This window comes from Vibrio furnissii CIP 102972, assembly GCF_000176175.1.
GTDB lineage: Bacteria > Pseudomonadota > Gammaproteobacteria > Enterobacterales > Vibrionaceae > Vibrio > Vibrio furnissii.
Genome location: NZ_ACZP01000011.1, coordinates 12,965 through 28,395 on the forward strand (window position 1 = coordinate 12,965; position 15,431 = coordinate 28,395).

The following is a 15,431-nucleotide window of genomic DNA, read 5'->3' on the forward strand; positions in this document are numbered from 1 at the left end:
GGGATTTCCTTATTGTGTGTCCAGTGCCACGGACGGTTGAGCATCCAGCGCGCGTTGCGGCGCGGTTTGACGTTGTTGGGTCTGCCACTGCGGCGCGATCCAAACGGGGGCGTCGCTGGGGGCCAGAGGCGTTTTACCCAGCAGCAGATCGGCGGCGCGCTCGGCGACCATGATGGTCGGCGCGTTTAAGTTGCCGTTGGGAATGGTGGGAAAGACGGACGAATCCACGACGCGCAGCCCGTCAATGCCACGGACTCGGCAAGCGCTGTCGAGCACGGCCATGTCATCATCATCGGCGCCCATTTTACAGGTGCACGACGGGTGGTAGGCACTCTCGACATTTTGCTTCACCCACGCATCAATCTCGGCATCGCTGCTGACCGCAAGACTAGGCTGAATTTCATCGCCGCGGTAATCATCCAGCGCCGGCTGCGCCAGAATTTCACGTGTGAGGCGAATGCAATCGCGCCAGTCCTGAATGTCCTGCGGTTCGGACAGGTAACGAAACAGAATCGCCGGTTTTTGTTTGGGATCGCTAGAACGAAGCCACACGCGACCGCGACTCATCGGTTTATTGGGGCCCACGTGAACTTGAAACCCGTGACCGTCGAACGCGGTGCGTCCATCATAGCGCATGGCGGCTGGTAAAAAGTGGTATTGCAGGTTAGGCCACTTGAGTCCGGCACGTGAGCGAATAAACGCGCACGATTCAAAATGGTTGGTGGCCCCCAAACCGCGTTTGGTCAGTATCCATTCGGCACCGATCATGCCTTTACTGATCAACCCCAGCTTACTGTTGAGTGTGATGGGTTGTTGGCAACGATACTGAAAGTAAATTTCCAGATGATCTTGCAAGTTTTCGCCCACACCGGGCAGTTCGTGGTGCACGTCAATCCCTGCGTGTTCTAACACGTCGCGCGGGCCGATACCGGACAATTGCAGCAGGTGCGGCGAACCGATCGAGCCTGCGCTGGAGACCACTTCACGATTGGCAAACGCGACTTGAATTTGGCCGTTGCGTTCAAACTCGACACCGATTGCCCGTTTGTTTTTCAGCACCACTTTGCGCGTCAACACGCCTTTTAGCAGCGTCAGGTTGCTGCGCTTAAGTGCGCGGCGCAAGTACGCATTGGCGGTGGAGGCGCGCACGCCACTATCGACGGTCATGTGCATCGGGCCAAAGCCTTCTTGCTGATAGCCATTGTAATCGTCGGTTTTGGGGTAACCGGCCTGCTGACCGGCATCGATAAAGGCTTGATAGAGCGGGTTGAGCGTCATGTCGTTGCCGTTGCAAGTCGCGAGTGGACCTTCGCCGCCACGGTAGTCATCCGCGCCGCCGCGCCAGCGTTCCGCGCGTTTGAAATACGGTAAACACGACGCGTAATCCCAGCCTGTCGCGCCGTGTTGTTGCCACTCATCAAAGTCACACGCGTGGCCTCGCACGTACACCATGCCGTTGATCGACGAGCTACCGCCGAGCACTTTGCCACGCGGGCAGTGCAGGGCGCGGCCATCGAGACCCGGCTCGGGCAGCGATTCAAACTGCCAGGCGTATTTGTCGCTGTTCATCGGGTATGAGAGCGCGGTGGGCATCTGAATGAAGATGCTCTTGTCGCTGCCGCCGGCTTCCAGCAGCAGCACGGAGTGTTCACCGCTTTCGGTTAAACGATCGGCCAGCACGCAGCCAGCGGAACCCGCACCGATGACGATGTAGTCAAAGTGTTGTTTCATGCTGTCTCCTTACGCATATGGCCCGACGAAATCATCCAGTTCCACCAATACACTTTTGGTTTGGGTGTAATGGCTGAGCGTTTCGATGCCGTTTTCACGTCCCACGCCCGAGAGCTTGTAGCCACCAACGGGCATTGGCGCTGGCGAGTCACCCCAGGTGTTGATCCAGCAAATACCCGCTTCAAACTGGTGGATGACACGGTGCGCGCGCGACAGGTTCTGCGTGAAGACACCTGCGGCCAAGCCGTAGTGGGTGTTGTTGGCGCGTTGAATGACCTCTTGTTCGTCATCGAACTTCATGACGGCCATCACTGGGCCAAAGATTTCTTGCTGCACAAAATCCATGTTGTCGTCGCAGTCGACAAACACCGTCGGCGCAACGAAATTGCCATTGGCCAAGCCGTTGTCTGTCACTTGGTAGCCGCCGGTCAGCAGCTTGGCACCGCACGCTTTGGCGCTGTCGATGGCGGCCAAAACCTTGTGCATATGATCGTTGGAGATCAGCGCGCCGATTTGAGTGCGCGGATCTTGCGGATCGCCCACGATCAGTTGTTCGGTGCGGGATTTCAGCTGATCGATGAATGCGTCGTACAAATGCGCATGCACATACACGCGGGTGCCGTTCGTGCACACTTCGCCTTGGGTGTAGAAGTTGGCGACCATCGCCGCAGAAACCGCCTGATCAAGCTTGGCATCCTCAAACACCAGCAGCGGGGATTTACCACCCAGTTCCATGGTGACGGATTTAAGGCTGCGCGCGCTGTCTGCCATCACCGCTTTACCGGTGCCGGTTTCGCCTGTGAAGGAGACTTTGGCAATCGCCGGATGCGCGGTCAGCATCTGGCCGACTCGGCCATCGCCCTGCACGACGTTAAACACGCCCGCAGGCATGCCCGCTTCGGTAAAGATGTCCGCCAGTTTCAACACGCTGAGCGGCGTCTCTTCCGACGGTTTGAAGATCATCGCATTACCCGCGGCGAGCGCAGGCGCTGATTTCCACATCGCGATTTGAATCGGGTAGTTCCACGCGCCAATGCCAGCGCAAATCCCTAACGGCTCTTTGCGGGTGTAGAAAAACTGGCTGGCGGAGAGTGGTTGTTGCTCGCCTTGCAGCGCGGGTGCGAGGCCGGCGAAGTATTCAATCACGTCGGCGCCGGTGGCGATGTCCACACAGTCTGCCTCTTGAATCGGTTTGCCGGTATCAAGCACTTCGAGCAGGGCCAGTTCGTCGTTGCGTTCGCGCAAAATCGCCACGGCTTTGAGCAGAATGCGGCTGCGCTCTACGGCGGTCATTGCCGACCAAATTGCGAAACCGCGCTGCGCAGAATCCACCGCTGCCTGCACGTCTGCGGCGCTGGCGTGGCCCAATACAGCGAGCGGTTCGCCTGTGGCGGGGTTGTATGAGGTAAAGGTTTCCCCGGATGTCGCGTGAGTTAACGCGCCATCGATGTAAAGTGATGCATGTTCCATGTGAAGACCTAGTCGGTTGTCAGCGCATGTTGCGCCAGTTGTATGTCTAAGTAGTCGTTGATCAAAACGCGCGCTTGCTGGGCGTTGATCCCGTCGGGGTTCAGTGCGCCGCGTAGCCAAATGCCATCGATCAGGGCGGCGATGCCGTGGGCCACCGATTGAACGTGGTGGCGTGGTAGCAGGGCGTTCAGTTCAATTTTGAGGTGAGAGAGCAGGCGCTGTTCGTTCACGCGCTGCAAACGATGCAGTTGAGCGTCGTGCATCGAGTAAGACCAAAACGCCAGCCAGGTTTTGACCACCTGACTTTCGGCTTGGAAGCCTTCGAAGTTGGCATTGACGATGGCGTTGATGCGTGCCTGATGCGCATCGCGAGGCAATTTCGCCAACGCCTGTGTGACGGTGACCGAATGCTCGCGCAAAATCGCGCGCATGGTCTCTTCCAGCAATCCGTGTTTGCCGCCGAAGTAGTGGTTGATGATGCCGGTTGAGACGCCGGCTTCACGGCTGATCAGCGCGATACTGGCCGCATGTAACCCCACGCGTTCGATCACCGCCATGGTGGCTTGAACCAACTGTGGCTTGCGTATATCTGGCATCCCAACTTTCGGCATCACGAGTCCTTATCATTTTTAATTGAACGATTAGTTAAATATACGTTAAACAAAAAATCATTAGATCTCAAACTAAAATATGGGCGTGACTTGGGTGGCTTTGGATGATTTTGGTGAGTTAGTTGATTAAAAACAGGTATTTAATGGATAAATAAAAAATTAATTTGATGCGTAACGTTTAGTGGTAAATGTAATTGTTGCGGGGTGTAAACGAAAAAAATCCCTTAACGACAACGTCGTTAAGGGATTGATCGTGGCCTGAGGCCCTTAAGCGTGATGGATGGGCTGCGTTGCTTGGCGCAACCAAGCGAGAACATCCCCATCGACCAACGGACTGACTTCATCCCATACCGTGGCGTGGTAGGCGTTCAACCAGTTGAGTTCCGGTTTGGTCAGTAGGTTGACGTTGATGGCGCGCACATCAATCGGGCAGCGGGTGAGTGATTCAAACCCGAGCACATTGAAATCACCTTGGGTGGCGACTTCCGTAACCAATTCCAAGTTTTCAATACGAATACCAAAGCCGTCGGCACGGTAGTAACCCGGCTCGTTTGACAGCACCATGCCCGGACGCAGCGCAACGTTGTTGAACACTTTGCTGATACGTTGCGGGCCTTCATGCACGCTCAGGAAATGGCCGACGCCGTGGCCGGTGCCGTGATCGTAATCATAGCCATTGGCCCACAGGTATTGGCGTGCCAACACGTCCAACTGATGGCCGCAGGTGCCTTGAGGGAACCGCGCTTTGGCGAGTGCGATGTGGCCTTTGAGCACCAGCGTAAATTGCTGTTTCATCTCGTCACTCACATCACCAATGGCGATGGTTCGAGTGATGTCGGTGGTGCCGTCGATGTACTGACCGCCGGAGTCGACCAGATACAGTGTATTCATTTCCAACTGGCCCGGTTGCGGCTGGTTCAAGTGGTTGTAGTGGCACATGGCGGCGTTGCTGCATGCGGCCGAAATGGTATCAAAGCTCAGATCGGCCAGCGTTGGGTCGAGTTCGCGGAACGCTTGCAGTTGATCGGCCAATTCAGCCTCATTGTGCAACCGGCCGGTCGCCACTTCGCTATCCAGCCAGGCGAGGAACTTGGTCATCGCTGCGCCATCGCGCACATGGCACGCTTTCATGCCGGCAATTTCGGTGGCGTTTTTCGCCGCTTTAGGCAGCAGGCACGGATCGGCATCGTTGAGCAGTTCAACGCCCGCGTTTTGCAGTACCAAGGTAAACCAAGCATTGCTGGTGGCAGGATCAACCATCACGCGTGTGCCGCGCAGTTGCACCAAGTGGGATTCCAAGGTGTCGGGCTGATGAACGCGAACACCGGCGCCGACATGGGCATCAAAGCCCGGCGCTAACCGTGCGGGATCGAGGAAGAAGTCAACGCTGGCATCGGCATGCACAATCGCGTGCGACAGCAGAACTGGCAGGCGAGAGACATCCAAGCCGCGAATGTTGAGCAGCCAGCAGATGGAATCAAGTTCGGTCAAAATGGCGCTGTCGACGTTTTTGCTGACCAGAATCTCTGCGATGGTGCGGCGCTTGGTTGCGCTGTCGACGCCCACCAGATCATTGCCCATCAGGCGCATGTCCGAAACGACAGGCGCTGGGCGATCGTGCCACAGTTGGTCAATGGCGTTGCCGCGGGTGGCGACCAACGGCAGCGTGGTTCCCAGTGTCGCTTGCGCGGCGTTGAGCCAACTGGCGCGGTGCATGCGTGGGTCGTAAGCCACTTTGCCACCGTTGGGGAGCGCGTTTTTCAGCCACGCCAAGTAGGGTTCTTCAATCAAGTGGTGATACGCAAACAGGTCACTTGGAACTTGTTTGCGAACTTGCACGGTATACCGACCATCGACGAAGATCGCGGCTTGTTCGCGGGTGATCACTGCCGCACCCGCTGAACCGGTAAACCCGGTCAGCCAATGCAGACGTTCGTTGTGTTCGGGCACGTATTCGCCCAGATATTCATCTTCGTGAGGCACAATGAGTGCATCGAAATCGTGTTGTGCCAGCCAGTGACGCAGCTCGGTAACACGTTGTGAAATGGAGTGTGGCATCGGTGATTATCCTTTTTTGAACAGTCCTTTGTGACGGCACATGCGGTGGTTTGCTGGCCCGGGACAAGTGCGACTAAGCTACTCCTTTTGCCCAAGGCGTGCAAATCGTCGTCTGCTCAGCGCAAATGGAGTGTTTTGGTTTGAATGATCTGGCGCAGCCAGTTCAACGCCGGGTCATTTTCTCGATCGCGATGCCAAAACAGCGTGTAGGCCATCGGCGGAAATTCCAGTGGCAGCGGCAGTACCACCAAATCCATTTGATGTGCGACCAAATGGGTGAAATGGCTCGGCGCGGTAAACACAAAATCGGTGTAGGTACACAAGCTGGCTGCGCTATTGAAGTCGGGCACCGTGATGGCGATGTCGCGCTCATGGCCCATATCGGCCAAGCGATAGTCCAACAACCAGCGGTCGTTGCCATCGCAACGCACTTGCACATGGCGCAGTGCCAGATACTGCTCGAGATTCCACGGTCGGCTTAGCGCCGGGTGGTTTTTTCGCACCACGCACATTTGGGTGTCGCGGTAAATTTCCTGCTCGCAGATGTCACTCGGCGGCATCATGGTCAGCCGTGCGTCATTGATGTCGATGTCTTTCCCCGTCAAGCCAAAATCAAGTTCACCCAGTTGCAGCTTTTTGAACGTTTGCTCGGTCCACGCGTGCGTACTGATGTTGAGGTTCGGACCCTGACTGAAAATAGCAGGCAAAAAATGGGGCAAGATCAACGGATAGACACTTTCAACCGTGGCGATGTGGAAACGGTACTCACTCGATTGCGGTGAAAACTGCTCCGGCTGAGTGATGAGTTCAAGTTGATTGACCAGAATGTCGAGCTTGGGCTTGAGAAACACCACTTTGGGGGTCGGTTTTAGGCCGTGTGACGTGCGAATAAACAGCGGGTCATCAAATTGCTCGCGTAGTTTGGCCAGCGATTTACTCACCGCCGATTGGCTGAGGTAGAGGCGGTTGGCGGTGCGCGTGACACTCAACTCTTCGCTGAGGACTTTGAGGCACACCAACAAGTTGAGATCGATGCGGGCTAACTTTTCAATCTTCATCTGATTTTCCTTAGAGGAATATTACTGATGATTATAAGCCATTTTTACGCATATCAGGATTACTCTATGATGCGCGAAGTCTCATTAATTTAGTTGGAGAAGCACGTGAGCGTGACGCATTCGAGCGGACCGAGTAAACAGCAAATGGTATTGCTGACGCTGTTGGTCCTGTTTAGCCCTTTGGCGATTGATATTTATTTGCCGGCTTTGCCGCAAATTGCGCAGACGTTTCACGTGGAACACGCTCTGGCTCAAGACACGATTACTTGGTTTCTGTTTGCGATGGGGGTCGGCCAGTTGTTTGCCGGTCCTCTGGCAGACAAACTCGGTCGTCGAACTGTTGCATTGGGTGGCATCAGCATTTATGCAGTGAGCGCTTTATTGGCGTGGAGCGCGCAAAGCATTGAATGGATGCTGACGGCCCGTCTGCTACAAGGCTTCGGTGCATGTGCGACATCGGTAGCAGCCTTTGCGACAGTTCGCGATATTTTCGGCCCGCAACGCAGCGGTAAAATGATCAGTTACCTCAATGGCGCCATCTGTTTTATTCCTGCGCTCGCGCCCATTCTGGGCAGTTGGCTCACGCAGCAGTTTGGCTGGCGCGCGAACTTCAGCTTTATGGCGGGGTTTGCCGTGACCGTTGGATTACTGTTGCTGGTGCGAATGCAAGAGACCAACCCCGTCACCGAAAAACAAGCGGTGTTTAAGTTATCGCGTTACTGGTCGGTGCTGAAAACCCCGTCGTTCCTGTTCCATGCCTCGCTGTGCTTGCTCGCAATGGCGGTGATTCTGGCGTACGTGACGTCGGCCCCGGTGGTATTGATGGAACATTTGGGCCTGACCATGAACCAGTTTACGTTCTGGTTTGGGATCAACGCGGTGGTGAATATTGTCGCTTGTATGACGGCGCCGCGCATCATGGATCGCTTTGGCACTCACACCACCTTGGTGATGGGCATCAGCGCGCTGCTGGTGGCTGGGGTGACCATGGTGATGCTGGCCGATGTGGCGACGGCATTTGCGTTCATGCTGCCGATTTTCGTGTCATCGATTGGTTTTGCCTGGATTCTGGGCGCAGCGGCAGGCAAAGCGTTGGCGCCATTTGGTGATAAAGCGGGCACCGCAGCAGCACTGTTAGGTTTATTCCAAATGAGTGGTTCCGGTCTGGTGGTTGGCACGTTGCAACGTTTACACTTGGAGCCGCAAATGCTGATTGCATTGCATATGTGGCTTATCGCGCCGGCCCTGATCATTCTGTTTTCAAAAGCGGGCCGTGCTTGGCACCAATGGGCTTTGGAATCGTAGCGTAAGCTTTGGTAAATTCACTCAAACGGCTATTTTCTAAATTCGATTAGGCGTGTATATTGTGGCCTCTTCATTCATTAGAAAAATGCTTTGGAATCACGATACGATGTCTATGACAACCTATGAAATGGCTCGCATCTGGGAACAACTCGACGAGTCTCCAGAAAAGGTTATGTTTGGCAAATTGCTCGCAGAGCTGGGCAACCAAAGTAGTGAACGTGTTCGTAGTGCCGCCAAGCAGGTACCACTGCCGGTGTTGCGTGATCTGGTCTTTCAATTCCAACAAGTGATTGATTCACGCAAGAACGAACAAGTTGATTTGCTAGCGAAAGAGCTCGCCAAACAAGGTATCTCACCCGATGAGCTGTTGAAATACCTGAACAAATAAACAAAATTTACAAGAAAAGCCCGGGCTGAGTCCCGGGCTTTTCTATGGGTTGACGTTGCGGTTGATCGGGTTTTGCAGCGAAATCAGTGTTTCGGTCGATTGCACTTCGTCGATCGCCTGCAACTTGTCGATCAGCACGTATTGCAGCTCTTCAATCGATTTACACATCAGTTTGACGAATATGTTGTACGCGCCAGTGGTGTAATAGGCTTCGACCACTTCATCTAGCGCATTGAGCTTGGCCAGCGCGGAATGGTAATCGCGCGCGGCGTTAAGGTTGATGCCGATAAAGCAGCACACGTCGTATCCGAGCTTTTTGGTGTTCACCACCACTTCGGTGCCTTGAATGACATCCGCGGCTTTCATCTTCTCGATACGCACGTGAATGGTGGCGGGGCTGACATTGAACTGCTTGGCCATTTCTGCGTAAGGGGTCCGAGCGTCATCCATCAAAATTTTCAGAATCGCGCGATCCAATTCGTCCAGTTTTGCTGTGGCTACTTGCATATTAAATCCTGCGTTTTGTGCAATTGGTCAGAATATCACACGGATAATCTATGATTTGGAGTGATATCATTAATCATCGACTCTGCCAAGGAATCCGTTTGTGGCTCGCTTATTTTTCGCCATGTCATCGCTGTTATTGAGCGTCATGGTGGCGCCGCTTCATGCGGCCCCTCTCACCACGTCAGCGGCGCCGACGTTCTTTGAACGTATCGGGCTGAGCAATCATCAACATTGGGACATCGCCACGGTGTTGACAGGGCTGGTGCTAGTGGTTGGCGTCCTCGCCTTGTTACTTTACTACCTCGTACGGCTGCGCAACAGTGAACGCCAGATCCGCGATCATCAGCGCCTGTTGGAGTCGGTGTTTGAACAGAGTAACCACTATATCGGTATTTTTGATCATCAGGGCGGGCTTATTTCCTGCAATCATAAATTTCAGGAACTGTTGTACCGCCAAGGTGTGAGCCTCGAACAGCCGTTGTGGCAGCATCCGCACTGGGAAGATGCTTCTGCCGAACGCATCAAAGCGTACTTTGAAGAAGTCTCCACCCAACCGCGGCAGTTTGAAGCGGAAATCTGGCACGCCGATCAGGGCGCCATTGTATTGGAATGGGCATTCAAACCCATGTTCAATATGCCGGGTGAACCGATTCAATATCTGTGTGAAGCGCAAGATATTACCTGGCGGAAAATCACCGAAGACAAACTGTTTCAGCGTGAAGCCAGCCTCAGTCACTATTACGACCTGCAACCGGTGATGATGCTGACGCTCGATGAGCAGAACCGCATTCAACAAGTGAACCGGTTTGCCGAACAGATGCTCGGGTTTGATGCTTCGCAGATGCTTGGTCATCGTTTGAAAGAGTTTTACCTCAGCGAGCAAGCGCTCAGCGCGCGTCAAATGTTGCTGCAACCCAATCAATCGCTGCAAGGCGTGTGGCAGCGTGAAATTGAATATCGCCATGCTGATGGCCACGCCATTTGGGTGCGTGAAAATATTCGTGCGCTGGTGGAAACGGGCCACCTGCTGATTGTGGGAGAAGACGTGACGCCCACGCGCAAACTGGCTGACGAACTGGCCTATCAAGCCAAATTTGACCTGCTGACCAACACCTACAACCGCAACCAGTTTGAGCTGGAACTGGCGCAAGCGCTGCAAGAGACGGAAACCGAACTGCGCACGCACGCCATGTTGTACCTCGACCTCGACCAACTCAAAGTCCTCAACGACACCGCCGGCCACGATGCCGGAGACGGCGCGATTCAGTTTTGCGCCAGCATGTTGGAAGAGGTGTTGCCGTACAACGCGGTTTTGGCGCGCATGGGCGGCGATGAGTTTGCTATTTTGCTCAAAGACTGCACCGAGCGAGATGCGATTCAGGTGGCGAAAATCATCGTCGCGACCTTGGCTGAGCACGCGTTTTGGTGGGATGACATTCGCCTCAATTTGACGTGTTCGATCGGGATTCGTTTGATTGACCACACTGCGACATCACCGCAGATGGTGCATGCGCAGGCGGACACCGCGTGTCACGCTGCCAAAGAAGAGGGACGCAACCGCTACAACTTGTATCGTCAGGATGATGCAGATCTGTGCCGCCGCCAGTTGGAGATGGAGAGCGTCAATCTGGTGCATGATGCGCTGGCAAAAGATCGCGTCGAGCTGTTTGCACAGCAGATTCTGGCGTTGAGCGGGGATGACGCGGGCATGCACTTTGAGATTTTGGTGCGCATCAAGAATGCGGCGGGCGAGTACGTGTCGCCGGGTATCTTCGTGCCTGCCTCTGAACGCTATAACGTGGCACACCTGCTGGATAAACAAGTGGTGGAACAGACGCTGCGCTGGTTTGAAACCCGCCCGCAGGTGCTGGCTCACTTGGGCTTGTGTTCCATCAACCTGTCCGGTCACTCGATGGGCAATGCGGAATTCATCGACACGCTGCTGGCGCGGCTGCAACGCAGTGATGTGCCATGCGAAAAAATCTGTTTTGAAATCACCGAAACCGCCGCGATGCGCAACCTTAATCAGGCGATTGATCTGTTTAGTCGCCTGAAACAGCTCGGCTGTCGCATCGCGTTGGACGATTTTGGATCGGGGCTCTCTTCGTTCGGCTACCTGAAAAAGTTGCCGATCGACATCGTTAAAATCGATGGCCTGTTTGTGCGCGACATTGATGTGAATGAGACGGACCATTTGATGGTGCGTTCAATCCACGATTTGGCCCGCCAGATGGGAAAACAGACCGTGGCCGAGTTCGTCGAAAATGAGGCGATTTTGCAGCGTTTACGCGAGATTGGCGTCCATTTTGCGCAGGGTTATCAGATTGGCAAACCACAGCCGATTGACGAGCTGGTTGAACAACTGCTGACCGCGCAGAAGGCTTAGCCGCCACGCTGAAAATCGGCTACACTGGCCGCCGATTTGACCCCCTCGATTCTGGAGTGAGACCTTTGCAGCTACAACTGATTTGTGAAGTCCGCGAACGTGCTGAAGAACTGCAACGTATCGCCAAGCGCTGGCATTTAAGCCACGATGCCAGCAGCCCGTTTGCGCTGGTGCTGACGGCGGAACGCTTGGAACTGCGTAAAACCGATGAGCCCAAACTGGGTGCGATTTACGTTGACTGGGTCAGCGGCGCGGTGGCGCATCGCCGTAAATTTGGTGGCGGCAAAGGTCAGGCGATCGCCAAAGCTGCAGGGTTGAACAAAGGCGTGACGCCGACGGTGCTTGATGGCACGGCAGGTTTGGGACGTGATGCGTTTGTGCTGGCGTCATTGGGCTGCAAGGTGCAGATGGTGGAACGTCATCCGGTGGTTGCGGCGTTGCTCGACGATGGCCTGATGCGCGCGCAACTCGATGCAGAAATCGGTCCGTGGGTCAGTGAACGAGTCACGTTGCTGCATGCGTCCAGCCATGCTGCGCTGGATCAGCTGGCGCAGGATGCAACGTTTGAACGCCCAGACGTGGTCTATCTCGATCCCATGTATCCGCACTCGGAAAACAAAAAGAAAACCGCGTTGGTCAAAAAAGAGATGCGTGTATTTCAATCCTTGGTCGGGGCCGACAACGACGCAGATGCGTTGCTGGCACCGGCATTGTCGCTGGCGACCAAACGTGTGGTGGTGAAGCGTCCGGATTACGCCGAATGGTTGAATGAACACAAACCGAGCATGGCGATTGAAACCAAGAAGAACCGCTTTGATGTATACGTGATTGCCGCGATGGGCGACAGCCAATAAATCAGCACTTGCGTTTCCGCGGGGGGACGGTTATATCTAACTAAGAATTATTCCTATTCTTAGCTGGAGCCTCGACCATGACGAAACGATTGTGTAAGTTAAATCGTCGTGACATCACCACCTCCCTGGGTGAGATTCATCGCTTGGTGGCGCAACCGGCCTTTATGTGCCGTGCTTGTGCCCGTTCATCCGCCGACAAAAATGCGCTGTGTAAGCCCGAAGCCTTGCCCACGCTCAAACGTGCAAGCAAAGCCCAAGGGGCTGTTGATGTGCGTGCGACGCGCAGCAAGTCCGCAGAAAAAGCGGCGCTGAAACTGGCGAAGAAGACGCTGAAAAAGCAGAAAAAATATCAGAAGAAGCTGGCCAAAGTACTCAAACAGCAACAGAAAGTGATGAAAAAGCAGCAAGCGCTGCAAGCCAAATTCGATGCGTTGACCCCCAGCGTGGTGTTAACCGACAGCCGCGTGCTGACGCACGTGCACTGATGCTAATGCCATGAAAAAGCCCACCAATCGGTGGGCTTTTTTGTGTGTCGCTTTCGGCTCATTTGTTGACGGCGCATTCGCTTATTGGTCAAAGGTGCGGTAGTGCAATTCCACACGGCGTTTGACCCAGGTTTCATTGACCCACAGCGAGAGCAAAATGACCAATCCGCCCAGCGACAGGCGCAGTACATCCACGTCGCGGTTCCAGATCAGAATATTGACCACCAGACCCGCCGGCACCAGCACGTTGTTCATGATCGCCAGCGCGCCCGCGTTGACCATGCACGCGCCTTTGTTCCAGGCAAAATAGCCAAATCCCGACGCAATCACGCCAAGATAAATCAGAATGCTCCATTGCAGCGAAGTGGTGGGCAGTTTGCTCGGATTGCCAAGCAGCAGAAACGCGACACTGGCGACCACCAGCGCACCGAGATAGAAGTAGCCAAACACCGTGTGTTGCGGCAGCGTCACGGTTTCGCGTTCCATCACGTATTTGTAGCCCACCTGACCGATGGCAAAGCAGAGGTTGGCGCCTTGTACCACCATAAAGCCAAGGAAGAAGTTGTCGTTGATGCCGGCGAATTTAATCACGGCTGCGCCCGCCACGGCAATCACGGCGGTGACCAGATACCACGGCGAGAACCGCCCTTTGAGCAAGTCATAAATCAGGGTGACATAAATCGGCGTAAACACGGTAAACAGCAGCACTTCCGGCACTGAAAGTAGCAAAAATGATTGGTAGTAGAAGCAGTACATCAAGCCAAGTTGAATGCCGCCAATTGCCATCAGTTTGCCAATCAGCTGACCGGGGACGTGTTTGAACTTAAGAAAGGGAAGGAACACGAGGCTGGCGAGGGCCACCCGCATTAGCACCGAAAACCAAGAATCGACCTGACCGGCGAGGTACACGCCGATCAGGCTGAATGAGAAGGCCCAAAGTAGGGTCACTGCAGATAAATAAATCATAACGAGAATGGTTTAATGAAAATTTATCTGCAGTCTAACTGAGTTTTTCTTCGTCGTCAGTCGTTGAGTGGTACAACCAACAGGTCGACAGGTGAGCAATTAATGAGCTGGCGGGTTGAGGACAGCAGTTTGCTCCAGAAATCTTGGTGGTGACCGCACACCACTAAATCAATGTTGAACTCATTGATGGTGTCGCACAGCTCGTTACTCAAATCGCCGCTGCCCACCAAGGTGTGGCGAATCGGGTAGTTGGCGTAGTTGGCCATCTCTTGCAGCTGTTTCTGAGATGCTTCCATCGCGTGGTGTTGCGTTTCTGCCAGGTTGATGTCGATCAGCCCGGTGTAGAGCTCGGCATAGTTCACATCAATGTGAATAAAAGAGATCTCGGCATTCAGAGGCTTAGCCAGCGCAACCGCTTTGTCGATCAAAAGTTTGCTGTCTTCTGAGAGATCGACGGCAACTAAAATGTGTTGATAACTCATAATGCTATCTCCTTGTAGGTGACTCACTACAGATTAGCACCTCACTGAGAAGTTTTTTGCCGTCGCGATCAAATATCCATCGTGTATGGTCACGGTGTTCTAACAATAGCCAACGAACATGTTATAGTGGCTTCAGTGATTTATGATGAATAGGAACCCTCGATGCTAGCTCAAGCCATGGTCGATCAATTGAATGATCAAATTAATCTCGAATTTTTTTCATCCAATCTATACTTACAAATGAGTGCTTGGTGTGAAGACAAAGGATTTGATGGTGCCGCAGAGTTTCTACGCGCTCATGCCGTAGAAGAGATGCAGCACATGCAACGACTGTTTACTTATGTCAGTGAAACCGGCTCGATGCCAATCCTGGGGGCGATCGCAGCGCCAAAACATGATTTCGCAAGCTTAGGCGAAGTATTTCGCGAAACGTATGAACATGAGCAGATGATTACGCAGAAAATCAACAAACTGGCTCATCTGGCGTTCACATCTCAAGATTACTCAACATTTAACTTCCTTCAGTGGTACGTTGCGGAGCAACATGAAGAAGAGAAGTTGTTTAAAGGGATTTTAGATAAGCTGGAACTGGTCGGCGAAGATGGTAAGGCGTTGTTCTTCATCGATAAAGATCTGGCTGCATTGGCAAAAGCAGGCTCATCTTCGGTAATGGATGCCCCCGCTGAGTAATCTCGGCAAAAAGACCAATTGAAGCGATCGTCTTTTTCTCTGGGCATTCTTACGCAAGATGTAGGGAGGAAAAGATGATCAGTGGAGATACCATTCTTTTAGCGCTAATGATCGTAACCGGTGTGAACGTGCTCCGTTACCTCACCGCATTACGCTCTCTTATTTACATCATGCGCGAAGCTCACCCGTTGCTCTATCAGCAAGTCGATGGCGGTGGCTTTTTTACCACCCACGGCAATGTCACCAAACAGGTGCGCTTGTACCACTACATCAAAAGCAAAGAGTATCACCACCATCACGACCCGGTGTTTACCGGCAAGTGTGACCGCGTGCGTGAGCTGTTTATCCTCTCGACGTCACTGGTGCTCCTGACGACGGTGGCCGCCTTTATGCTGTGATTTCGCGGTCAATTGGCAAGCAATGGTTTTACCGTTAGAATA

15 protein-coding genes are annotated in these 15,431 nt (G+C 53.8%); 7 read left to right on the forward strand and 8 right to left on the reverse strand.

All coding sequences use genetic code 11. The features are described 5' to 3' along the window. Nucleotides 1-9: 9 nt before the first annotated feature. The 5 genes from betA to VFA_RS02065 form a co-directional block, all read right to left on the reverse strand. The gene (gene betA, locus VFA_RS02045; RefSeq protein ID WP_004724290.1) at nucleotides 10-1,731 is read right to left on the reverse strand and encodes a choline dehydrogenase; all 1,722 of its coding nucleotides are present in this window, start codon (nucleotides 1,729-1,731) and stop codon (nucleotides 10-12) included. Between the two features lie 9 nt (nucleotides 1,732-1,740). Further along, nucleotides 1,741-3,201: a betaine-aldehyde dehydrogenase gene (gene betB / locus VFA_RS02050; RefSeq protein WP_004724291.1), complete on the reverse strand. Its 1,461-nt coding sequence runs from the start codon at nucleotides 3,199-3,201 to the stop codon at nucleotides 1,741-1,743. Nucleotides 3,202-3,209: 8 nt separating this feature from the next. Beyond that, nucleotides 3,210-3,812 carry a transcriptional regulator BetI gene (gene betI / locus VFA_RS02055; RefSeq protein WP_004724292.1) on the reverse strand — a complete coding sequence of 201 codons (603 nt, stop codon included), beginning with the start codon at nucleotides 3,810-3,812 and terminating at the stop codon, nucleotides 3,210-3,212. A gap of 267 nt (nucleotides 3,813-4,079) precedes the next feature. After that, nucleotides 4,080-5,870 carry an aminopeptidase P family protein gene (locus VFA_RS02060; RefSeq protein WP_004724293.1) on the reverse strand — a complete coding sequence of 597 codons (1,791 nt, stop codon included), beginning with the start codon at nucleotides 5,868-5,870 and terminating at the stop codon, nucleotides 4,080-4,082. A gap of 116 nt (nucleotides 5,871-5,986) precedes the next feature. After that, nucleotides 5,987-6,928, reverse strand: coding sequence for a LysR family transcriptional regulator (locus tag VFA_RS02065; RefSeq protein WP_004724294.1), 942 nt, complete (start codon nucleotides 6,926-6,928; stop codon nucleotides 5,987-5,989). Between the two features lie 144 nt (nucleotides 6,929-7,072). On the opposite strand from VFA_RS02065, the gene VFA_RS02070 reads away from it, so the two are divergent. Both VFA_RS02070 and tsrA read left to right on the forward strand, forming a co-directional pair. After that, nucleotides 7,073-8,233, forward strand: coding sequence for a multidrug effflux MFS transporter (locus tag VFA_RS02070; RefSeq protein ID WP_004724295.1), 1,161 nt, complete (start codon nucleotides 7,073-7,075; stop codon nucleotides 8,231-8,233). A gap of 106 nt (nucleotides 8,234-8,339) precedes the next feature. Then, a complete protein-coding gene (gene tsrA, locus VFA_RS02075) occupies nucleotides 8,340-8,621 on the forward strand; it encodes an H-NS-like global regulator TsrA (RefSeq protein ID WP_004724296.1) in 282 nt (93 codons plus the stop codon). 42 nt (nucleotides 8,622-8,663) lie between these two features. Here the strand turns inward: tsrA and asnC are convergent, their stop codons facing one another. Beyond that, entirely contained in the window at nucleotides 8,664-9,128 is a 465-nt protein-coding gene (gene asnC, locus VFA_RS02080) for a transcriptional regulator AsnC (RefSeq protein WP_004724297.1), read from the reverse strand. Nucleotides 9,129-9,249: 121 nt separating this feature from the next. Between asnC and VFA_RS02085 the strand changes: the two genes are divergently transcribed. The 3 genes from VFA_RS02085 to VFA_RS02095 all read left to right on the forward strand — a co-directional run bounded on the left by VFA_RS02085 (nucleotide 9,250) and on the right by VFA_RS02095 (nucleotide 12,853). Then, nucleotides 9,250-11,514 (forward strand): EAL domain-containing protein, encoded by a 2,265-nt coding sequence (locus VFA_RS02085; protein WP_274613713.1) that lies wholly within the window; start codon nucleotides 9,250-9,252, stop codon nucleotides 11,512-11,514. 65 nt (nucleotides 11,515-11,579) lie between these two features. Then, nucleotides 11,580-12,368 (forward strand): class I SAM-dependent methyltransferase, encoded by a 789-nt coding sequence (locus tag VFA_RS02090; RefSeq protein ID WP_004724299.1) that lies wholly within the window; start codon nucleotides 11,580-11,582, stop codon nucleotides 12,366-12,368. Nucleotides 12,369-12,445: 77 nt separating this feature from the next. Continuing rightward, nucleotides 12,446-12,853 (forward strand): hypothetical protein, encoded by a 408-nt coding sequence (locus tag VFA_RS02095; RefSeq protein ID WP_004724300.1) that lies wholly within the window; start codon nucleotides 12,446-12,448, stop codon nucleotides 12,851-12,853. An 81-nt stretch (nucleotides 12,854-12,934) separates the two neighbouring features. Here the strand turns inward: VFA_RS02095 and VFA_RS02100 are convergent, their stop codons facing one another. Both VFA_RS02100 and uspA read right to left on the reverse strand, forming a co-directional pair. Continuing rightward, nucleotides 12,935-13,819, reverse strand: a complete 885-nt coding sequence (locus VFA_RS02100) for a carboxylate/amino acid/amine transporter (RefSeq protein ID WP_004724301.1) — start codon at nucleotides 13,817-13,819, stop codon at nucleotides 12,935-12,937. A 56-nt stretch (nucleotides 13,820-13,875) separates the two neighbouring features. Further along, nucleotides 13,876-14,301 (reverse strand): universal stress protein UspA, encoded by a 426-nt coding sequence (gene uspA / locus VFA_RS02105; RefSeq protein ID WP_004724302.1) that lies wholly within the window; start codon nucleotides 14,299-14,301, stop codon nucleotides 13,876-13,878. A gap of 162 nt (nucleotides 14,302-14,463) precedes the next feature. On the opposite strand from uspA, the gene ftnA reads away from it, so the two are divergent. Both ftnA and uspB read left to right on the forward strand, forming a co-directional pair. After that, complete coding sequence (ftnA, locus tag VFA_RS02110) at nucleotides 14,464-14,991, forward strand: non-heme ferritin (protein WP_004724303.1); 528 nt, start codon at nucleotides 14,464-14,466, stop codon at nucleotides 14,989-14,991. Nucleotides 14,992-15,065: 74 nt separating this feature from the next. Beyond that, complete coding sequence (gene uspB / locus VFA_RS02115) at nucleotides 15,066-15,389, forward strand: universal stress protein UspB (protein ID WP_004724304.1); 324 nt, start codon at nucleotides 15,066-15,068, stop codon at nucleotides 15,387-15,389. Nucleotides 15,390-15,431: the final 42 nt, after the last annotated feature.